This is a genomic window from Phytobacter ursingii (assembly GCF_001022135.1).
GTDB lineage: Bacteria > Pseudomonadota > Gammaproteobacteria > Enterobacterales > Enterobacteriaceae > Phytobacter > Phytobacter ursingii.
The window spans coordinates 4,692,239-4,712,568 of the sequence record NZ_CP011602.1 but is presented as its reverse complement, the minus strand read 5'-3'; the positions used below and the strand labels follow the sequence as shown (position 1 = coordinate 4,712,568).

Genomic DNA, 20,330 nt, shown 5'->3' with positions numbered 1-20,330 from the left:
TTAGTGTTGAAATTCTTTGTTCGCTGACCGGCCTTCGAAATCCTGCTCATTGCGACGCGCGCCCTGTGCCAGTTCCGCCATCATCTTGACGAGGAACGGGGTTTTCAGGGTGTAGAAGCGTTTGGCGATAATGGCGCTCAGCAGGTAGCAGATGGCCGGTACGATGGTGAACAGGGCAATGATGATGCTGATGGTGGTGCTGTTCTGGCTGCTGGCCGCCGCGTTATAACCGCCGCCTGCCAGCATCCAGCCGATCAGCGCACCACCCAGGGCCAGGCCCAGTTTGAGGACGAACAGCGTGCCCGCAAAGCTGATACCGGTGAGGCGTTTACCGTTGCGCCATTCGCCGTAGTCGACGGTGTCGGACATCATCACCCACTGGATTGGCGTCACCAGTTGGTGCAGTACGCCAATCACGAAGATAAAGATGAACATGGTGACGTTGGCGGCCACCGGCACGAAGAACATCGCCAGGCTGACCACCGCCAGCGCGGCGTTGGTCCACCAGAAGACGCTGACTTTGCATTTCCAGTCGGTAAGCGGTTTTGCCAGCGCGGAGCCAATCAGGTTGCCCACGCAGTAGGTGGTGAGGAACAGAGTGAAGATGCCCGCGGAACCCATAATCCAGGTGCAGTAGTACATCATCGCGCCGCCGCGTACGCAGACGGCGAGGATATTGAGGATGGTGAGCAGCCCGACGATACGCCACTGGTCGTTTTGCCAGATGTCGCGCAGATCTTCACGCATCGGCGTGGTGCTCGGCGGCACCTGGATGCGCTCTTTGGTGGTAAAAAAGCAGAACGCCAGCATCATAAAGGCAACTACCGAGAGCACCGCAATGCCGCCCTGGAAGCCAAACGCTTTGTCATCGCCGCCAATCAGGTTGACCAGTGGCATCATCAGCACGGTGGAGAGCATGCCGCCCGCCGTCGCCAGCACGAAGCGCCAGGATTGCAGGGAGATGCGCTGTTTCGGGTCGTCGGTGATGACGCCGCCCAGCGCGCAGTAAGGAATATTGACCACGGTGTAAAGCAACGTGAGCAGCGTGTAGGTGACGGCGGCATAAATCAGTTTGCCGCTATGGCTGAGATCCGGCGTGCTGTAGGCCAGGACGCAGACGAGGCCAAACGGGATGGCACCGAACAAAATCCACGGGCGGAATTTCCCCCAGCGGCTGCGGGTGCGGTCGGCAATCAGGCCCATGCAGGGGTCGGAGATGGCGTCGAGGGCGCGCGCCAGCAGGAACATGGTGCCGACAAACCCGGCGGGAATGCCGAAGATGTCGGTATAGAAGAACATCATATAGAGCATGACGTTGTCGAAGATAATATGGCTGGCGGCATCGCCCATGCCGTAGCCAATTTTTTCTTTCACGGAAATGATATGCGAGTTCATGTTGATTCCTTAGCGCTCAAAAGTTGCACTGAGACCGGTTACAGTGGTTGTAAACCATCGCCTTTTGCGCCGGAATTGCGTTTTCTGGTTATCAAATTACGTTTCTTCTTTTCTGTGATCGCGGTTGCGCTAAAGAGGGGATTATTACTAAGTCACGGAATAAATTAGGATTTAACTGAAACGTACTGAAATGCGGACAGCAGACCGAGAAAAAAGTGTGATGGGGGATGTGGTAAATGGTTGAAAGTGGCTATAATGCGCCCCGCCTCCATGTAGCAATCGAGGCGCGGAAGATCGTCGTCTCCGGTGAGGCGGCTGGACTTCAAATCCAGATGGGGTCGCCAGCGATCCCGGGCAGGTTCGACTCCTGTGATCTTCCGCCAAAGTTTCTCCGACACCATCCGACAACGTCTAAAAAATCCTTTAATTTCAAAACATATAGTAAATCACTCATCCGTAACCGTCCGACAAGTTCTCCCTGAATCCATGAAAAATATGCATAGTGATGTGTATAGATTTTTTATACACATTTTTGACTTATACACATGGCACTAACAGACATACAAATTAAACGAGCAAAGCCCCAAGACAAACCCTACACATTTAACGATGGGCAAGGCCTGTCATTACTCATCAATCCAGACGGCTCAAAGGGCTGGCGCTTCCGCTTTCGTTTTGCAGGTAAAGCGCGACTAATGTCATTTGGCAGCTACGATTTGGTGAGCCGTGCGAAGCACGTGAGAAACGCGATACGGCCCGTAAGCAGGTAGCAAACGGCATAGATCCAGTAGAAGAACGCAAAGCTCAGAAACTGGCGCAGCAACTCTCTTCTGAAAACTCATTCAAAGCCATATGTCGAGAGTGGCACGCAAACAAAGCTGACCGCTGGACAGTGGCCTATCGTGAAGAAATTATTAAGACTTTCGAACAAGATGTTTTCCCTTTCATTGCCAAGCGTCCTATCGGTGAGATCAAGCCTTTAGAGCTGCTTGAGGTTCTGCGGCGAATAGAGAAGCGTGGAGCACTGGAGAAAACCAGAAAAGTGCGGCAAAGATAGTTATGCTTACGGGGGTTCGTACTCAAGAGATGCGCTTTGCAACCTGGGATGAAATTGATTTGGAAAAAGGGATTTGGAAAATCCCCGCAGAATGAATGAAAATGCGCAGGCCGCATATTGTTCCTTTATCTACTCAGGTCATTGACCTATTTAAGCAACTCAAACCCATTACCGGTCATTACCCTTATATTTTTATCGGCAGAAACAACCGCAGTAAGCCAATCTCGAAAGAAAGTGTCTCACAAGTGATTGAGTTACTTGGCTACAAAGGACGAGCTACCGGTCACGGGTTCCGCCATACCATGTCGACAATTTTGCATGAGCAAGGGTTTAATAGTGTGTGGATTGAGATGCAATTAGCACATGTTGATAAAAATAACATTCGTGGTACTTACAACCATGCGTTATATATATCACAGCGCAGAGAAATGATGCAGTGGTATGCTGATTTACTTTATCCAAACTATGGGGCTGATTGAAAATCAGCCCCATAGCTTTATTTATAAACTTCAATCTTAGAAGTTTTTATAGCATGTTCTAAAACTTCACTCTCTCCACGGGTTGCCTCACCTATAATATTCACAACTTTCCTCGCCCTAGTAACTGAAACATACATTCTATTGTGTGCGATATAGTTTTGATACATTTTTGTTGCAGTTGATGTCGCTTTAGCAACATCAGGGATTCGACCTTTATCCACCCCAACTAATATGACGGCATCAAATTCTAAGCCACCAACAAAATCAGCCATTGTAAGAATATAAAGGCTTCCTTTATCAGCAAGGTTAACTGACGATAAATCTCCACGCTTCGTAATTTCAATAATCCTTTTTTTATTATCGTTAGCGTATGAGACACCTTCACTATGAATCGCCACGGATAATCTAGACACTTCCGAGCCGTTGATAATACTGGTTTTCATATTCTGTCGGTGACATCTGTTCGCTAGAACCATGCCGACGCTTACTGTTATAAAACATTTCGATGTAATCAAAAATATCACTGCGGGCTTCTTCCCGCGTTCCGTAGATCTTTTTCTTTATCCGTTCACGTTTCAACAACTGGAAAAAACTTTCTGCAACCGCATTATCATGGCAGTTACCGCGACGGCTCATGCTACCCTCCAGGCCGTGTGATTTCAGGAACGACTGCCACTCATGGCTTGTGTACTGACTGCCCTGATCCGAATGAACCAGCACCTGTTTTTCGGGATTACGCCGCCATACAGCCATCAGCAGTGCGTTCAGGACAATGTCCTTTGTCATCCGGGATTGCATGGACCAGCCGATAATTTTGCGTGAGAACAGATCAACAACAACGGCAAGATACAGCCAGCCTTCGTGGGTCCTGATGTAGGTTATGTCCGTTACCCAACGCTCATCAGGAGCATCCGGATTGAACTGTCGCTGGAGCCTGTTGGGTGACACGATACTGGCCTCGCCTTTACGTGCCCGCGGGCTTCGGTATCCGACCTGAGCCTTTATTCCGACACGTTTCATCAGTCTCCAGACTCTGTTTACTCCGCACTGTTGCCCGCTGTCACGCAGATCCAGATGGATTTTGCGATAACCATAGACGCATCCCGACTCCAGCCAGAACTGTTTAATCTGTCCTGTCAGTCTCAGGTCTGCCTGATGGCGTTGTGAATGCGGCTGCTGAAGCCAGGCGTAAAAACCACTGGGATGAACATCCAGCACCCGACAGAGCAGGCGAACAGGCCAGCAACAGGAGTTGTCACGGATAAAGGCGTACCTCAGTCGGACAGCTTTGCGAAGTACGCCGCGGCTTTTTTTAATATGTCCCGTTCGTCGGTAACCCGTTTCAGCTCTTTCTGGAGACGGCGGATCTCGGCCTGAGCATCTGACTGTTCTTTATTAGTGGAAGAATCCGGACCGTACTTCTTTATCCAGGCATAAAGGCTGTGGGTGGTGATATCGAGACGTGTTGCAACGCTGGCAACAGAATAACCGCGATCAACAACCTGTTTGACTGCTTCAGTTTTAAACTCTTCGGGATAACGCTTACCGCTCATGGGCACCTCTCTTTAAGCCATCTTAAATGACTCTGAGGTGTCTGTTAAACCCGTGGCGATTCACTATACGTAAATCTATCGAAAAATATTATTGCTACCTGATGTTTTCTGGCACCAAGTTTATCTCTTATAGTATCTGCAAGTTCAAAAGCCTTACTATATATATTTGATGAGGAGTCAATCAAATAGTACTTAGGATGTTCATCCTCAAGTTGGTCGTTATATACGTATGGAGCTTCTGATATAGGATTATCAAAATTGGTAAATATATTAGCGCCATGTGAAGTAATTGAGAAAGCCAAATCAGTAATTAAAGGAGAGGATCTAAATACAGCATTAAGTTTTACTTGTTCAGTTTCGTTCTTTATTCCCACCGAATTATTAAAATCAACATCATTCCAAGCGACATCACCCAATGCTTGTGCTAAATCAATAGCATAAGATATAGGAGATAAACTACTATCCTTCGTTAAATAATGCACAAGTGATAATTCATTCATGTTAAAAAGATGAACTTCATCAATAAAAATTGCATCAAACCCATCGTTTTTACGTCGCCGACGCCAAATAGGTGAATCCAATTTAGAAAGAGCTGAAATAGCCACATCATCAACATCAAATTGAGAAAGATTATTTAATATATCTGAATATTTGTTAAAAATATCGAATATAAAGCTTCTATCATTTTTATTTTGGATAGGTAAGCCATAGGAAGGACGTTTAACATCTTTGTAGCTGTCGAGGTTTTCATCGGAGCGCCCTTTGATAACCACACTTATTTCATGTCTAAGCATGTCAGCTATGTGAAACTCATCTTCATCGTTAATAAATTTATACAGCTCAGAACTTATAAAACCTTTCTTTTGTTCTAAAGTATTTTTCTCGTCTGATACTATTTCAACAAGATGTAGTAGCTGGATGTTTTTAGATTCAAAAGTATCTTCATCCAACAATTCAGTCTCATGTATATCCTGTTTTAGAAACTGAGTACATACATCTTGTAATGTTTTTATCTCAACTTGCTCCAAAAGATTCTCATCATAGCTCTCAATACTGCCATTTAATACTTCAAAAAAATAATGAACATTATTCACCATCTCCGTACTTGGAGCAATAAATAGAAACTTAACTTTCTTCCCTTGTTTATTAACTTCATTTAACCAATAAAGTATTTTAAGCACCATACATATTGTTTTACCCGACCCTGCAGGACCTTCAATTCTAGCGGGTTCGTTATATACGGTCTTTATGAATGTTAGCTGTTTTGATGATAGTTTTTTGAAGGGATCTGAAAATCCTAAAATACTAGAGGTATCAACCTTTTCCTCAGTTAAATCAGCAGTTATAAAAGATGTTTGAAGACGTTTTTCTTCATCTTTATTTTTTTGATATGACTCATGGGAGAACAATATCTCGATAGCTTTATTAAAGTTAGTTGAAGGGTATTCTTCTTTAGTTCCATCGCCTCCATTTGTACCAAATCTATAGGCAAGCAAATGTTTCCCAGGAAATCTTCGTGACATTCTCTTTTCGCTAGGTTGTCGCTCTAATGTAATTCGATAAGGTGCTCCGGAGTTCATTGGGAAAGGAAAAACAATTGCTTTACTTGAGCTTGGTGGGATGTATTCATTATTATTGAAGTTTAGGTTGCCCCAATACTTTACACAAAAACGTAATGTTTTTTGAATGGCCGCCACAATTAAATTATGATTAACAATTCTAAAATCCAAACATTCAAAATCTATTGTTAGCGTATTTTTTTCAGATGAAAATTTTTCTTCTGGAGTGACAAGAATATAACCACTCTTGGACTCCACCATTTCCAAACCAAGACTTTCAGCAGATTTTTTATTTCCTTCACCTAAAAAAATTGAAACTAAATCTTGTGCACGCTCAAAATCATAACTTTGCAGTTCCCTATTAGATATAATAGTTTTTGCTGCATCTTCAGTCATCCCTAAATAATCAACGCTTTTCATAAATATCCTTTATAATAGAGAGTGTATCAGAACTAATATCTTCAGTGCCGATTCTGCTATAAAATTGCGAAAATCTTTGAAGCAAATGTTCCGTATATGGTGAATTTAGTGTTGAAAAGAATTTAGCTTCTTCAGACTCTTTAATATGCAAGTTCTTATAGAGTGTGTTCTTACTCCTATTATACTTTTGAAAATACAATGTCTTATCTATATCCACAATTACTTGCATCGATAAAGTAATTGGTTCACCCAAATCAATTATATAGGCTTCAGATGTATCGCCCATAAGCCCTTCGATGAAATAGACATTTGCTTTCGAGTGATTGAATAAAGATTCCAGATATTTCTTTTCATTCTCAAGAACAGATTTAACGCCGCACTTTAATTTTTTATTTTATAAGAAGTTAGAAAATTGTTCGATTTTATCTTGATCGGTTTTTTTTATTTTCTTTTCGGTTAAAATCCTTATAACCTCATCAGACTTGAACACCCTGAAGGATTCGTAACTTAGACCATATTTAACAAGAAGAGCATCGAGTTGCTGTATTACATCCGATTTTGATTTTTCGAAAATATCATCATCACCATATAGCGTCATCCAGTCGACAAATCTATAAACAGGTAAACAAACAATTTTATTAAGTTTTCTGTGTTCAAGATCGCATCTTGCAGTAATTATTATACCCATACATGGATTACCAGCAGAAGTTTCAAGACCAGAAAATACGGAGCCTTGGGAGAACTCTCCTTTACCATATAGGGAAACAGTCTCACGCATATACCACCCTCATGTTTCGAATCAATACTTTGTTACACAATCCAATAAATTAAGATAATTCTTAACTCCATTTCAACCACCAATTATGGGAATTCCGACCTTAATCCATGTAATTTGTGCGCAATGCTCTCCCCGACTCGCCTGCCCGCTTAACGGGGCGGTTTTCATGCAGGTGCATGAACCGGCTCAGACCGCGCCGGGACTGGTGCGGCAAAGGTTTAAAAAGGTGAATAAACACATGCAAAACCATGCACCCTGTGGATGCATGGTGTAATTCAGGAAAAACAGCGGGATTTCTGGTGATTTTCAGGCGGGGTGCTGGGCGGCCATGTCTGCACACCGGCGCGCATAAATCTAGTTCTATGCCGGCGAAACGGGAAACATGAAGAAAAACCAACCGACATTACTAACTGAAGGTTGTATCAAATACTGGGGGCAGGTCACTGACGCGCTGTAAGGTTTCATGCGAGCGGATATAGCGCTCAGCTGAATGCCCGTGCACTCACCCAGTCAAATCAGGCTTCTGAGGAGGCAATCGGTATCAAGCACGACGCTGACCCAGACTTTGACTTTTGCGACTATCTGGAAGCCCTGCCGGACGCTGACGGAATGTATCTTGGCAATGCTAAAATTATCCCGCGTCAGCCGCGCCTGAACCCTATCACGCCTATCTGGTGTACATGCAGGCGCACAGTTACAAAATGACCTCGTTCGGCAAGGGGCTGTCAGGCATGCTGAAAGAATACGGCTCGTATTACGACAAGCACCGGACTGATCAGGGGATGCGGACCAACCTCACACTGAGGGAAGAAAGCAACGCCGACTGGCTACCGAGGTGCGGTGGCACCTTCGCTATACAACCTACCTAAGACCGGCTATACCGGTCTTCTTTTACCTGCAAAATGGCAAAAGTGAACAGTGAAGCATTCAATGCTGACCCACTAACACAATGAAAGTAAAGAACAAAAAAGCAGTGAACACTGTGAACATGTTCCTTGCAAAAACTTTTACCATCACAGCTCGGGATAGGATCAGTTTATAAGACAATGTTATTGATAATTTTGGTAATTATCAGTAACCGTCCACTCCATGGAGTATCAGTCTATTTAAACAAGAAGTGAACGTTTTTAATTCTTGAGTATATGAACCGCTAGAAAAAATCAGTAACAGGTATTATGAAAGGTTATTCATTTGTAACTTGACCACGTAACTAATGATTGCGTATCTTAATAATGTATAAATATTGATTAATGAACTCAGAAATCACTGGTGAATGTAAATGATTGAATTAATTAATTCTACTGAATTTTGGAGTGGGCTTATTGGTGCTGTAATTGGTGGTCTTTTTACTTTATGGGGAACGCTGATAGAAGGAAATAGAGAACGCAAAACAAAAGAAGACGACCTTTTAACTAAGAAAATCAATATATTAAAGGGGGTAAAGACTGAAATTGAGCTTATTACCGCATTATATAATCAGAGAATGAACTCACATATAAATAACTACAAAGACGGTCAAATCCTGGATGTTTATTTCTTAATCACACAGAATAATTTTGTTTTTTATGAAAGTAATGCTGAATTTATATCCGAACTTGATGAAAATGTTCTAAAGGATGTGGTTAGGTTTTACATTACAGCAAAAAGCTTAATAGATACATTTAACACTAATAATACGAACATTAATAAAATAAGTGAGATTGCAATAAAAATCGCAGAGGAACCGATGAATGAATCCTACAGAGGACTTCTCGCGGCCTATACTAATATAGCCTCTCAATATGCCCCCATGATCATAGAAATTAATAACGAAACATTACGATGCCAGCAACAAGTCATTCTTAGCATAAACAGGGAAATCGAGAAGTTAGAGAAATAAGAGAAATAAGAGAAATAAGAGAAATAAGAGAAATAAGAGAAATAAGAGAAATAAGAGAAAAATGATATTAAGAACAAAATATATAGGTAACTTGTTCTTAATATCACAGAAAAGATTCTCTATAGATTAACCTTTCGGTTCAATTCCTTTTTTCCGCAATGCCTCTCTCGCCAGTTCCTTTAACCAACTGGCGAGGCTTACCCCTTCTTCTGCCGCTGCGGCATCCAACTGCGCCTTCAATGCCGGATCAATACGCATTTTGAACTGCGGTGACTGACCGCCGCCTTTTGGTTTTTTTTCGCGCGATATGATTGACATGAGGCCACCTATTTATTTAATCTGGTTCACATAGGAGGCCACCTAACCACCTATTCAATCAACGCTCCAACGGTGCAGCAACACCACCGGAGCGTCTAACCTCACCAACTATCAAGGAGTTGATTATGGCTGATTTGCATTCTAACCTGGACTTTACGCCTGCTGGAACCGAACGCCAGTTAATTGTGGGATATCGCCCGCATCATGGCGACACCAGCACGCCGAGTTTAACGCTTTCCGGCAAGTGGCTGCGTGAAGCGGGGTTCGACACCGGACGTCAGGTGAGCGTTAAGGTGATGGACGGTTGTATTGTGCTGATGACCGATAGCGACAAAGAACAAATGCTGTCAGAAGAGTTAAAGCAGGCGAAGCGAGCGTTGAAGGAAATTAAAGGCGCGCTTGCGGCAGCGTGATGTCGAATCACCCCGGATGCGGCGTAAAACGCCTTATCCGGGCTACACCGTAGCCCCGGTAAGCGCAGCGACACCGGGGTTTCAGTGTCCAATAGAGGCGGCACACCTTTCTCCCTCTCTCTGCATCCGCGCCCACAAACACGCTCAAAACATGTTCTATTTTTTTGAACGTTATCGGCAAATAGTTTAGATTTTCATCATCCCATGGTCGGTCTATTATTTATCACATCAGGGCAACACGCCCTACTCCGAACAAAATAACTTTAGGAATACGACCATGAAATCCATCAAAACTTTCGTTGCAGTTGCCGCTCTCTCCATGATGTCCTTCGGTGCTTTCGCCCAGAGCGTGAGCGCCAGCGCCTCCACCATTGACGGTGCAGAAGCAAAAATCGCCGCACAGGCACAGCAGGAAGGCGCGTCTTACAAAATCACCGAAGCGACCGTGAACAACGTTGTTCACATGACCGCTGAACTGAGCAAATAAGACCGGATGGTCGCAGAGGGAGCTGCCGGACAGGTCGCCGCAAGGCGGCCGGTTTCGCCCTCAAAGACAACCCTTCAGGCCCCTTCGGGGGCTTTTTTGCGTTTGTGGTTCGGTAAATATTGCACCGCCGGGTTCCCGGATGCGGCGTACACGCCTTATCCGGGCTACGCCTGTTTTTTTACGTCTGCGTTCCGACATAAATAGAGTAACCTTATTAACCCTGTGTGGGTGACGACAGGCCCTCCCCCTCATTTATGTGTTAAAAGGTCGCTTCAGAATGAAACCAGTTATCGCCCTCGTCGCATCTTTATTATTCGCAATATCTTTCCAGTCATTCGCCGCTGAGAAAAAGTCTGCCGAGACCTGTAAGCCACAGGCCATTTCAGAAGCCAAAAAACTGCTGGCCTTTTATCGTGATAATGATGACAGGGCGGAAATTGATGACCATGTCATCCCGCTGGCAAAACGCCAAAACCCGCAAAACACATCACAATATTTCGATGTATTGCAGGTATGGGGAAATATCTATAAAGGCAAATATCGGATGCGATTTATCTTCCTTAATGACTGCACGCTGATGGGCGAAGAAATCCTCGAATACGTTAATCCATAACGCTGGTAGCGGATAAGCAGTAAAGAACATAGCCCGGTCGCCGGATCCCCGGATGCGGCGCACGCGAGAGACGCATGGTGTGCCCCAACCTGTAAGGCGAACGTACATGTTCGGGAAGATTTCCAGATAAGAAAGGAAAAGCGCGATGAGCAATACAAACACTCCCGCATGGAAATTTAACGATCCGCCGAATGTTGCGGTGATTGCCAGAAAGAATATTTTCACCCACGGTGATGTCATCGTCTATGTCACGCACGATAGCGATGATGGATGCTGGCAGTTTCACACCGCCCAGCCAGAAGCCGTGGATATCAATGATGCCTGCCTGGTGAGTTTGCAGAGTATTGTTGAGCACGACCCGACGATAGAGCAACTCGCCGCCCTGCCGCTGGGGTGGTGCGCATCGCGTTCGTCGGTGCATCAAGGCTGGGAAATGGGCCCGCTGGCAGAGTGAAAGTGTGTGCGTAGCCCCGGTAAGCGCAGCGACACCGGGGTTTCAGTGCCCGAGAGGAGCGACGTGGTTTTCCCCCTTTCCCTGCATCCAGCGCCCGCAAACATCGTTCAAATCTTATTCTATTTTTTTGAATGTTATCGGCAAATAGTTTAGATTTTCATCACCCGATGGTCGGTCTATTATTTATCACATCAGGGCAGAACGCCCTATTCCGAACAAAATAACTTAAGGAATACGACCATGAAATCCATCAAAACTTTCGTTGCAGTTGCCGCTCTCTCCATGATGTCCTTCGGTGCTTTCGCCCAGAGCGTGAGCGCCAGCGCCTCCACCATTGACGGTGCAGAAGCAAAAATCGCCGCACAGGCACAGCAGGAAGGGGCTTCTTACAAAATTACCGAAGCGACCGTGAACAACGTTGTTCACATGACCGCTGAACTGAGCAAATAAGACCGGATGGTCGCAGAGGGAGCTGCCGGACAGGTCGCCGCAAGGCGGCCGGTTTCGCCCTCAAAGACAACCCTTCAGGCCCCTTCGGGGGCTTTTTTGCGTTTGTAATTCGGTAAATATTGCACCGTCGGGTTCCCGGATGCGGCGTAAACGCCTTATCCGGGCTACGCGTTTCGGGGGCTTTTTTGCGTTTGTAATCCGGTAAATATTGCACCGCCGGGTTCCCGGATGGCGGCGCAGGTATCTTGTCGGCCAATAGATGTTATGCCCATATCAGTTGTTCACCTAATGAACCGCAGGCTGTGTTTCTGGCATGCTTGATAGATTCGGCTCGCGATTCGGAGGTGGCATGACAAATGGAGAATTAACCCAATCCCCCGCAGGTGAATTTTTAATGTTTACCAGCGGCGACGGGAAAGTGCGTATTGAATGTCGCTTCGAGAACGATACTCTTTGGCTTTCTCAGGCAATGATTTGCGACCTGTATGGCAAAGCCAAATCCACTATCAGTGGGCATATAAAGAATATCTTCGACGACGCAGAGTTGGACGAAAATTCAGTTGTTCGGTTTTACCGAACAACTGCCGTCGATGGAAAAACATATAATGTTCAATTCTTTAGTTTGCCGCTAATTCTCGCCGTCGGCTACCGCGTCCGTTCCATTCGAGGCACGCAATTCCGCCAGTGGGCAACGCAAACGCTTCAGGAATACCTTGTTAAAGGTTTCGTGATGGATGATGAGCGTTTGAAAAATCCACCCGTGGGTTCTTCAGCTGTTCCTGATTATTTCGATGAGATGCTCGAACGCATCCGCGATATCCGTGCCAGTGAACGCAGGGTTTATTTACGGGTTCGTGAGATCTTTGCCCTTGCCGCTGACTACCAACCTTCGCTCAAAGAGACCACGCTTTTTTTCAAACCATCCAGAACAAACTGCACTTTGCCTGCACCGGCCATACTGCGGCGGAACTCATCAACCAACGCGCTGACGCCAGTAAACCGCATATGGGGTTGACCAGTTACAAAAGTGAAGAAGTGCGCAAAAGCGATGTTACGGTAGCCAAAAATTATCTCAATCCTGAAGAGATCGGCGAACTCAATCGCGTGGTCAATATGTGGCTGGATTTTGCCGAAGACCAGGCCCGGCGACGCAAACAGGTTTTCCTGCATGACTGGCAGATAAAGTTGGATCAGTTTCTGCAATTTAACGACCGTGAGGTGCAAAAGGATGCGGGGTCTGTCAGTAAGAAGGCCGCTGACGAAAAAACACAGGCTGAATATGTTCAATTTGCCGAGCAGCAACGTCGCCTGAAAGAGGCTGAGGGTGAAAAAGATATTACGGGATTGGTCAAATGGGAAACAAAGGCCGGGGAATAGCATTTAACCCGGCAAGTACCGCGCCGCCGGGTTCCTTCCCGGATGCGGCGTAAAACGCCTTATCCGGGCTACAAACACCCCGCATTCATCCCCCACAAACACGTTCAAATTATGTTCTATTTTTTTGAACATTATCGGCAAATAGTTTAGATTTTCATCACCCGATGGTCGGTCTATTATTTATCACATCAGGGCAACACGCCCTATCACGAACAAATAACTTAAGGAATACGACCATGAAATCCATCAAAACTTTCGTTGCAGTTGCCGCTCTCTCCATGATGTCCTTCGGTGCTTTCGCCCAGAGCGTGAGCGCCAGCGCCTCCACCATTGACGGCGCAGAAGCAAAAATCGCCGCACAGGCACAGCAGGAAGGCGCGTCTTACAAAATTACCGAAGCGACCGTGAACAACGTTGTTCACATGACCGCAGAACTGAGCAAATAAGACCGAATGGTCGCAGAGGGAACTGCCGGACAGGTCGCCGCAAGGCGGCCGGTTTCGCCCTCAAAGACAACCCTTCAGGGCCCCTTCGGGGGCTTTTTTGCGTTTGTGATTGGGTAAACCCCGGGTCGCTAATGGGTGTTAATCGTCCTGTGGCACAACCTCATCAATCAATAACTTCCCCAACCTACCTTATTTCGTAGTCTACGGAATTTTATCGATTTAAATTCCAGTTTAGAAAAATTTTACAGCACAATATTTCACATATAAACGCCTGCTACGCCTGCACCAGTCAAAAACACCTCACCTTTCACATCGGGCTGACTTAGCGGAAATTATCTCCCTAAAGAAAATGCGGCCATGCCGATAATGAATGCCAGGGAATATTTGTGAGCAAGGTAATGATTAGTCTAAAAACTAACGTCTCAGCGCTAAATGTCCAAAAGCAGTCCGCCAAAAGCTCATCCGCGCTGGAAACGGCCATTCGTCGTCTCTCCTCAGGGATGCGCATTAACAGTGCCAGTGACAATGCCGCCGGGCAGGCCATCTCCAACCGTTTAACCAGCCAACAAAACGGGCTCGAACAGGCACAGCGTAATGCCGGCGATGCTTTATCGATGATTGATACCGCTGAAAGCGCGTTGAATGAAGTGAATAACCGGTTGCAGCGCATCCGTGAATTAACGGTGCAGGGGCTGAATGGTACTTACTCACAAACGGATTCCGATGCTATTCAGGCGGAAATCAACCTCAACCTGAAGGCCATCGACGAAATTAATCGCACGTCGCAATTTAATGGTATTTCACTTTTAAACGGCAGCGCGGGTAAAGTCGGCTTTCAGGTGGGTGCGAACGACAACCAGAAAATCGACCTTAATCTCTCTGCGCCGGGCATGAGCGTTGCTGAAATTGGCCTGAAAGACCTCGTGATCAGCGGCATCAGCAATAATGTTGTGGATACAAACGGCTATACCAGCACGGCCTATAATATTTCTCTTAACAGCAGCTCGGTCACGGTGAGCTATACCGCTGCGGGCATAACGTCGCCTCAGTTGGTCAGAAGCACGGCCAACAGCCAGTATTATATTCAGGGAACGGATACCAACGGCAACGCCGTATTTCTTCCGGCGAGCGTGTCGGCGGACTGGTATACGCAGACCGGCACCGGTACCGTGTCTGTTTCGGCAAGCAGCGCAACCAAGCTCTATAGCGATGTCAGCCAGATACCTGCCCGCGCCATAACGCCCCTCACGATGGTAGATACTACTGGCACAACGTTAAGCGGCACCACACTGACTCACGCCAACGGGCAGTACTACATTGAGCAGGATGATTTTTATTATCCAGCCACCTTGAGTTTTGGCACATCCGGCGCGGTAACCGCAACCATGACCAGCACCAGCGGCCTGCTGGATACTGACTTTGCGACGCCGCCAGCGCAGGTCACCACCACGCCAGCGATAGACACCAGCACGACGGCAACCACGTTTACCGATGCCAATGGCAGCACGGTGTCAGGCAGGCTGGTGAAATCAGGCAGCCAGTACATGATGGAAATGAGCGATGGCAGCGGGAGTTTTCGTTACTACCCGGCCACGGTAAACGCCACGACGGACGGGACCACTACCGCATTACACGTCATAGCCACCAGCAGCACCAGTCAAAATGGTTTTACCGCTGTGACCAGTGTCAGCGGGCGTTCGCATGTGACTCTGGATCCCGCGAAAGTGGACGTGACATATACCGATGCGGATGGAAACACATTTAATGACGTACTTCGCCTGGATAGCGACGGCAAGTACTATATGGACCTGCCCGCCAGCACCACCTATGGTGCAAAGACCGCCACACTGGCGCTGCAAAATGATCTGACGAACACATTTTATTTGAAAACGCTTAACGGCGTTGGCGCGGTGCAGATTTATTACAGAACAGCGCTGGGCTCCAGTACCGATGCGTCCACTAATTTCACTACCCTTAGCGTGTGGGAAACAGGGGCAGAGATCCGCTTACGTCACCCGGAAAATCCGCTGGCCGCCATTGATAACGCGATTAGTCAGGTTGATTCGCGCCGCACCGAGTTGGGTGGCGTCGCCAACAGATTGACGTCCGTAAAAAATGCGCAGGGCAATGCGGCAGCCACCACGGCAGCGACCCGCTCCAGAATTGAAGATGCGGATTACGCTGCTGAGGTATCGGCGATGACAAGGGCGCAAATCCTGCAACAATCCAGTATGCAGGTGCTGGCAAAGGCAAATATGACGCCAGAGATCGTGCTGTCGCTGCTGAAAGGTGGCTGATTTAGCGGGGAGAGTTGATCCGAATGCTCCCCCTCACGCCGCCCCCTCCGGATGAGGAAGAAAAGCGGCTCCGCGCCGAAGGCTCCATCATTAAATCGTTTCATTCAACCTAATATAATAAACATTAAAAATTGTTAACCTTCGTCATTTTGATCAGTCTAAACAATCGCTCACAAATCATATCAACTACGTTCATTCTTATATCCAATTAAGAAACACCTTAGTCCGTTCAAAGCCATTTCGAATATTATTCGCCCTTTCGACAGATTAATTTATAACCACGGCACAAACGCGATGTATAAGCCGTCCTTAACCGACTATCTCAGGAGAGAGAGAAAGCCCCGGTTACTGACAAAGGTTTTAATACATGCAATGTCGTTATCACTTAAATGGATCCGGCTTAGTGCTGGCGTTATATATTTTTTCAAGGAAAAGCGATGAATATGAAATTAATGTCTGCGTCCGTTGCAACAGGTCTTATGTTATTAGCAGGTGCAGCACAGGCCGATGTGGTTACCGTGAACGGTGGTACTGTGCATTTTGAAGGTAAGCTGATCAATGCGGCCTGTTCCGTCAGCACCAAGTCTGCTAACCAGACGGTACAACTCGGACAGTATCGCACCGCGATGTTCACCAAAGTGGGTGATACCTCCGCACTGATCCCCTTCACCATCGTGCTGAATGACTGTGACCCGAGCGTGGCGCAAACCGCTGCCGTTTCTTTCTCTGGCCAGGCCGATGCCGTTAACAACTCGTTGCTGGCCATTGCCTCTTCGGAGAATACCTCTACCGCAAAAGGTGTGGGTATTGAGATCCTCGACGAAGCCTCTAACCCGCTCAAACCTGACGGCGTTGTCACCTCCGTAGCACACACGCTGTTCGAAGGCACCAACACCCTGAACTTTTCTGCGCGCTATAAAGCGACTGCAGCAACGACTTCACCAGGTCAGGCAAATGCTGATGCCACATTCATCATGAAATACGAATAAGGCAGTTGGCGTAAGGAGAATACCGGCCCCAGGGATGGGGCAAATTTATGTCCACAACGAGTCCTTGTGCTATGAATCATTATTTAAAAAACACCTTTGGCGCTTTATTTTTCGCCATGCTGTCATTGCCTGTTTACGCAGACGGCGGTATTTCACTGGGAGCCACCAGGATTATTTATCCTGCAAGCGCGCAACAAACATCACTGGCAATTACCAACAGTGGCGAAAAAGAACGCTTCCTGGTGAACTCATGGGTAGAAAATAATAAGGGCGAAAAAGAGAAAGCGTTTATCGTGACGCCCCCTTTATTCGTCAGCGAACCGAAAAGCGAACATACCCTGCGTATTATTTATGCCGGGCAGCCCCTGCCTGCCGATCGGGAATCTATTTTCTGGATGAACGTCAAAGCGATTCCGTCGGTAGATAAAGACAGCCTTGAGGGGAAAAACGTTCTCCAGTTAGCGGTGCTATCACGCATCAAACTGTTCGTGCGCCCGGCCAAATTACCCGGGTCACCGGAAACGGCACCCGCACAGTTGGCGTTCTCACGCGCGGGAAACAATCTGGTTATTACCAATCCCTCGCCTTACTACGTCACGCTGGTCAACGTACGAATGGGAACCCAGAAGCTGGACAACGTGATGGTCGCGCCGAAAAACCGTGCCCAGGTTGCCCTTCCCGCCAACCTTTCGGGGGGCGTCACGTTCCAGACCGTCAATGACTATGGCGCAGTCACGCCCCACCTCACTGCCAGCCTGCACTAAGTCCTCACAGGAATCATGATGAATACGCTCGCGTCCTTTTCATTATGCCGTGCCCGATGGGTTGTACTGGCCGCGCTGTACCCGGCAGTTGGCAGCGCCGGAAGCTATTTCAACCCGGCTTTCTTATCCAGCGACGCCGCCAACGTCGCGGATCTGTCTCGCTTTGAGAAAGGCAACAATCAGCCCCCCGGCGTTTATCGCGTGGATGTCTGGCGTAATGACGAGTTCTTTAGCAGCCAGGATGTGCGTTTCGTCGTGAAGCCTGATCATACCGGTGCCGATGCATCCGGTGGACTCACGCCGTGCTTTAACAGCGAATGGCTGTCGCGCATAGGCGTAAACCTGCAGGCTTTCCCTGCACTGGCGACATCAAAGGATGACTGTCTTGATATCCCGGCGACCATTCCGGGGGCAACGTTGACTTACCACTTTGCCTCACAGCGACTCGACGTCAACATCCCACAGGCGGCGATGCACAACAGTGCGCGCGGCTACATTCCTCCCGAAGAGTGGGAAGAGGGCATCACCGCGGCGCTGCTCAATTACAACTTCACCGGCAGCCGGGGTACCGACAGCGACAACTACTTTTTAAGCCTGCAAAGTGGGCTCAACTATGGCCCATGGCGGCTGCGCAACGACAGCGCATGGCGTTACTCCCACAGCAACGGTGACGTTGCCCGAAGCTGGAGCAACATTGGCACCTGGGTACAACGGGCCATCGTCCCGCTGAAAAGCGAGCTGGTGATGGGTGACAGCAACACCAATAACACCGTCTTCGATAGCCTCGGCTTTCGTGGCGCCCGCTTGTCCTCATCAGACAGCATGTATCCGGATAGCCTGCAAGGTTATGCCCCCACCGTACGGGGTATCGCCCGCACCCCCGCCAAACTGGTGATTCGCCAGAACGGATACGTTATTTATCAGAGCTTTATCTCTGCGGGGGCCTTCACCATCAATGATTTGAGCCCCACCTCTTCCAGCGGCGACCTTGACGTTACCATAGAAGAGAAAGACGGCAGCCAGCAGCGCTACACCGTGCCCTATTCCACCGTACCGCTGTTACAACGTGAAGGGCGCATGAAATATGACGTGGTGGTAGGGAAATACCGCAGTGGCAACACTCAGCAATCTCAGCCTTCTTTTGGGCAGGCAACGCTGGTCGCTGGCCTGCCCGGTAATTACACCGCCTATACCGGCACTCAGCTGGCATCACGCTATAGCGCGTTCGTGCTGGGCGCCGGGAAAAACCTCGGCGACTGGGGCGCGGTCTCCTTTGATGTCACCCACGCGCGCAGCACGCTGGCCGACAGCAGCACCCACGAAGGGCAGTCTTTGCGCTTTCTGTATGCGAAATCCCTTAACCGTTTTGGCACCAACTTCCAGCTGTTGGGCTATCGCTACTCCACACGCGGCTTTTATACCCTCAGCGATGTCGCGTATCGCAATATGGAAAGTTATGAATACGAAGAAGACAGCGATGGCGAGTGGCATAAGACCCCGGTCCTCAAGAGCTGGCACAACCTTTACAACAGCAAAAAGGGGCGCTTTCAGGCCAACATTTCCCAAAACCTGGGCAATTACGGCTCGGTATATCTCTCTGGCAGTCAGCAAACCTACTGGAACACCCACGACGCCGACACGTGGTATCAACTGGGCTACGCCAGTAGCTGGCGCGGGATGAGCTATTCCTTCACCGGGTCCTGGAATAAATCGCAGGCGACGGGCGGTAAAGACAAAATCGTCGCCTTCAACCTCACCGTGCCCTTTAGCGTGTTCAGCGGCCAGCGCTTTAACCGTGACAGCGCGCTCGATCGCGCCTGGGCAAGCGTGAGTGCTAACCGCAATAGCAACGGGCAAAACAACTGGCGCACAGGGGTGGGCGGCACGTTACTGGAAGAGCGCAACCTCAGCTACAGCGTCAACCAGGGGCGCAGTAATATCAATGGTTACAGCGGCAGTGCCAGCGCGAACTGGCAGGCGGCTTATGGCACGCTGGGGCTCGGTTACAACTACGACCGGGATCAACACGATTACAACTGGCAACTGGCGGGCGGCATCATCGGACATGCGGACGGCGTGACCTTTAGCCAACCGCCTGGCGAGACCAATGTGTTGATTAAAGCGCCCGGCGCCCGGGGTGTGCGCATTGAAAATCAGACCGGCGTCAAAACCGACTGGCGCGGCTACGCGGTAATACCGTATGCCACCGTTTATCGCTATAACCGTATCGCGCTGGATACCCTCTCGATGGATAACCACACCGATGTGGAAAACAACGTCAGCCGCGTGGTGCCGACCCAGGGCGCGCTGGTACGCGCCAGTTTCGCTACGCGAATTGGCGTGCGCGCGCTGCTCACCGTCAAACGGGGCGACCGCCCGGTGCCGTTTGGTGCCATCGTGCGTGAAACAGGCAGTGGCCTCACCAGTATGGTGGGCGAGGACGGGCAAATTTACCTCAGTGGTTTGCCGTTAGCAGGCGAACTGCTGGTGCAATGGGGCGACGATGCCCGGTCACGCTGCACGGCCCGTTATACATTGCCTGAACAGAGCCTCAGGCAGGCCGTGGCGCAGGCTACCCTCACCTGTGAGCAAAAAGGATAAT

At 48.2% G+C, this 20,330-nt stretch carries 18 protein-coding genes, 1 tRNA gene and 3 pseudogenes; 15 read left to right on the top strand and 7 right to left on the bottom strand.

Going from position 1 to position 20,330, the window contains the following annotated elements; genetic code table 11:
- Entirely contained in the window at positions 1-1,395 is a 1,395-nt protein-coding gene (locus AB182_RS25775) for a glycoside-pentoside-hexuronide family transporter (protein WP_047372554.1), read from the bottom strand.
- A gap of 288 nt (positions 1,396-1,683) precedes the next feature.
- Between AB182_RS25775 and AB182_RS25770 the strand changes: the two genes are divergently transcribed.
- Positions 1,684-1,778, top strand: a tRNA-Sec gene (locus tag AB182_RS25770).
- A gap of 162 nt (positions 1,779-1,940) precedes the next feature.
- Positions 1,941-2,931 (top strand): annotated as a pseudogene (locus AB182_RS25765) (tyrosine-type recombinase/integrase).
- A 17-nt stretch (positions 2,932-2,948) separates the two neighbouring features.
- Here the strand turns inward: AB182_RS25765 and AB182_RS32195 are convergent.
- The 5 genes from AB182_RS32195 to AB182_RS25735 form a co-directional block, all read right to left on the bottom strand.
- The gene (locus AB182_RS32195; protein ID WP_167337907.1) at positions 2,949-3,374 is read right to left on the bottom strand and encodes a 3'-5' exonuclease; all 426 of its coding nucleotides are present in this window, start codon (positions 3,372-3,374) and stop codon (positions 2,949-2,951) included.
- Positions 3,337-4,484, bottom strand: a protein-coding gene (locus AB182_RS25755) for an IS3 family transposase (protein ID WP_085949497.1) whose coding sequence is annotated in 2 segments (ribosomal slippage) — positions 3,337-4,247 and positions 4,247-4,484 — 1,149 coding nt in all. Because the reading frame shifts where the segments join, the coding sequence is not laid out codon by codon here. The genes AB182_RS32195 and AB182_RS25755 overlap by 38 nt, the downstream gene beginning before the upstream one ends.
- 44 nt (positions 4,485-4,528) lie before the next feature.
- Positions 4,529-6,463 (bottom strand): UvrD-helicase domain-containing protein, encoded by a 1,935-nt coding sequence (locus tag AB182_RS25745; protein ID WP_047372552.1) that lies wholly within the window; start codon positions 6,461-6,463, stop codon positions 4,529-4,531.
- The gene (locus AB182_RS25740) at positions 6,450-6,749 is read right to left on the bottom strand and encodes a hypothetical protein (protein WP_047372551.1); all 300 of its coding nucleotides are present in this window, start codon (positions 6,747-6,749) and stop codon (positions 6,450-6,452) included. Before AB182_RS25740 ends, AB182_RS25745 begins: the two co-directional genes overlap by 14 nt.
- Before the next feature lie 108 nt (positions 6,750-6,857).
- Positions 6,858-7,241, bottom strand: coding sequence for a hypothetical protein (locus AB182_RS25735; RefSeq protein ID WP_047372550.1), 384 nt, complete (start codon positions 7,239-7,241; stop codon positions 6,858-6,860).
- A 486-nt stretch (positions 7,242-7,727) separates the two neighbouring features.
- Here AB182_RS25735 and AB182_RS31110 point away from each other — a divergent pair.
- Positions 7,728-8,110 (top strand): annotated as a pseudogene (locus tag AB182_RS31110) (winged helix-turn-helix domain-containing protein); the annotation flags it as partial.
- 410 nt (positions 8,111-8,520) lie between these two features.
- On the top strand, positions 8,521-9,120 hold the full coding sequence (locus tag AB182_RS25725; protein WP_052958921.1) for a hypothetical protein: 600 nt from the start codon (positions 8,521-8,523) through the stop codon (positions 9,118-9,120).
- 126 nt (positions 9,121-9,246) lie between these two features.
- Here the strand turns inward: AB182_RS25725 and AB182_RS25720 are convergent, their stop codons facing one another.
- A complete protein-coding gene (locus AB182_RS25720) occupies positions 9,247-9,438 on the bottom strand; it encodes a toxin-antitoxin system HicB family antitoxin (RefSeq protein WP_047372548.1) in 192 nt (63 codons plus the stop codon).
- 125 nt (positions 9,439-9,563) lie between these two features.
- On the opposite strand from AB182_RS25720, the gene AB182_RS25715 reads away from it, so the two are divergent.
- The 11 genes and pseudogenes from AB182_RS25715 (at position 9,564) to AB182_RS25665 (ending at position 20,329) form a co-directional block, all read left to right on the top strand.
- Entirely contained in the window at positions 9,564-9,851 is a 288-nt protein-coding gene (locus AB182_RS25715; protein WP_047372547.1) for a SymE family type I addiction module toxin, read from the top strand.
- Between the two features lie 277 nt (positions 9,852-10,128).
- The gene (locus tag AB182_RS25710) at positions 10,129-10,338 is read left to right on the top strand and encodes a YdgH/BhsA/McbA family protein (RefSeq protein ID WP_047372544.1); all 210 of its coding nucleotides are present in this window, start codon (positions 10,129-10,131) and stop codon (positions 10,336-10,338) included.
- Positions 10,339-10,615: 277 nt separating this feature from the next.
- A complete protein-coding gene (locus AB182_RS25705; protein ID WP_047372546.1) occupies positions 10,616-10,951 on the top strand; it encodes a hypothetical protein in 336 nt (111 codons plus the stop codon).
- 145 nt (positions 10,952-11,096) lie between these two features.
- Positions 11,097-11,405, top strand: coding sequence for a hypothetical protein (locus AB182_RS25700; protein ID WP_047372545.1), 309 nt, complete (start codon positions 11,097-11,099; stop codon positions 11,403-11,405).
- Positions 11,406-11,645: 240 nt separating this feature from the next.
- The gene (locus AB182_RS25695) at positions 11,646-11,855 is read left to right on the top strand and encodes a YdgH/BhsA/McbA family protein (protein ID WP_047372544.1); all 210 of its coding nucleotides are present in this window, start codon (positions 11,646-11,648) and stop codon (positions 11,853-11,855) included.
- Positions 11,856-12,204: 349 nt separating this feature from the next.
- A pseudogene (locus AB182_RS25690) lies at positions 12,205-13,232 on the top strand (virulence RhuM family protein).
- Positions 13,233-13,468: 236 nt separating this feature from the next.
- Positions 13,469-13,678: a YdgH/BhsA/McbA family protein gene (locus AB182_RS25685; protein ID WP_047372544.1), complete on the top strand. Its 210-nt coding sequence runs from the start codon at positions 13,469-13,471 to the stop codon at positions 13,676-13,678.
- A 386-nt stretch (positions 13,679-14,064) separates the two neighbouring features.
- On the top strand, positions 14,065-15,975 hold the full coding sequence (locus AB182_RS25680; protein WP_139153729.1) for a flagellin N-terminal helical domain-containing protein: 1,911 nt from the start codon (positions 14,065-14,067) through the stop codon (positions 15,973-15,975).
- 437 nt (positions 15,976-16,412) lie between these two features.
- Complete coding sequence (gene fimA, locus AB182_RS25675) at positions 16,413-16,964, top strand: type 1 fimbrial major subunit FimA (RefSeq protein ID WP_047372542.1); 552 nt, start codon at positions 16,413-16,415, stop codon at positions 16,962-16,964.
- Positions 16,965-17,035: 71 nt separating this feature from the next.
- Complete coding sequence (gene fimC / locus AB182_RS25670) at positions 17,036-17,728, top strand: type 1 fimbria chaperone FimC (protein ID WP_047372541.1); 693 nt, start codon at positions 17,036-17,038, stop codon at positions 17,726-17,728.
- 18 nt (positions 17,729-17,746) lie between these two features.
- The gene (locus tag AB182_RS25665; protein ID WP_047372540.1) at positions 17,747-20,329 is read left to right on the top strand and encodes a fimbrial biogenesis usher protein; all 2,583 of its coding nucleotides are present in this window, start codon (positions 17,747-17,749) and stop codon (positions 20,327-20,329) included.
- Position 20,330: the final 1 nt, after the last annotated feature.

Coding starts and splice junctions, on each gene's coding strand:
- AB182_RS25775 (WP_047372554.1), bottom strand. CDS start 1,395: ATGAACTCGCATATCATTTCCGTGAAAGAAAAAATTGGCTACGGCATG.
- AB182_RS32195 (WP_167337907.1), bottom strand. CDS start 3,374: ATGAAAACCAGTATTATCAACGGCTCGGAAGTGTCTAGATTATCCGTG.
- AB182_RS25745 (WP_047372552.1), bottom strand. CDS start 6,463: ATGAAAAGCGTTGATTATTTAGGGATGACTGAAGATGCAGCAAAAACT.
- AB182_RS25740 (WP_047372551.1), bottom strand. CDS start 6,749: ATGGGCGATACATCTGAAGCCTATATAATTGATTTGGGTGAACCAATT.
- AB182_RS25735 (WP_047372550.1), bottom strand. CDS start 7,241: ATGCGTGAGACTGTTTCCCTATATGGTAAAGGAGAGTTCTCCCAAGGC.
- AB182_RS25725 (WP_052958921.1), top strand. CDS start 8,521: ATGATTGAATTAATTAATTCTACTGAATTTTGGAGTGGGCTTATTGGT.
- AB182_RS25720 (WP_047372548.1), bottom strand. CDS start 9,438: ATGTCAATCATATCGCGCGAAAAAAAACCAAAAGGCGGCGGTCAGTCA.
- AB182_RS25715 (WP_047372547.1), top strand. CDS start 9,564: ATGGCTGATTTGCATTCTAACCTGGACTTTACGCCTGCTGGAACCGAA.
- AB182_RS25710 (WP_047372544.1), top strand. CDS start 10,129: ATGAAATCCATCAAAACTTTCGTTGCAGTTGCCGCTCTCTCCATGATG.
- AB182_RS25705 (WP_047372546.1), top strand. CDS start 10,616: ATGAAACCAGTTATCGCCCTCGTCGCATCTTTATTATTCGCAATATCT.
- AB182_RS25700 (WP_047372545.1), top strand. CDS start 11,097: ATGAGCAATACAAACACTCCCGCATGGAAATTTAACGATCCGCCGAAT.
- AB182_RS25695 (WP_047372544.1), top strand. CDS start 11,646: ATGAAATCCATCAAAACTTTCGTTGCAGTTGCCGCTCTCTCCATGATG.
- AB182_RS25685 (WP_047372544.1), top strand. CDS start 13,469: ATGAAATCCATCAAAACTTTCGTTGCAGTTGCCGCTCTCTCCATGATG.
- fimA (WP_047372542.1), top strand. CDS start 16,413: ATGAATATGAAATTAATGTCTGCGTCCGTTGCAACAGGTCTTATGTTA.
- fimC (WP_047372541.1), top strand. CDS start 17,036: ATGAATCATTATTTAAAAAACACCTTTGGCGCTTTATTTTTCGCCATG.
- AB182_RS25665 (WP_047372540.1), top strand. CDS start 17,747: ATGAATACGCTCGCGTCCTTTTCATTATGCCGTGCCCGATGGGTTGTA.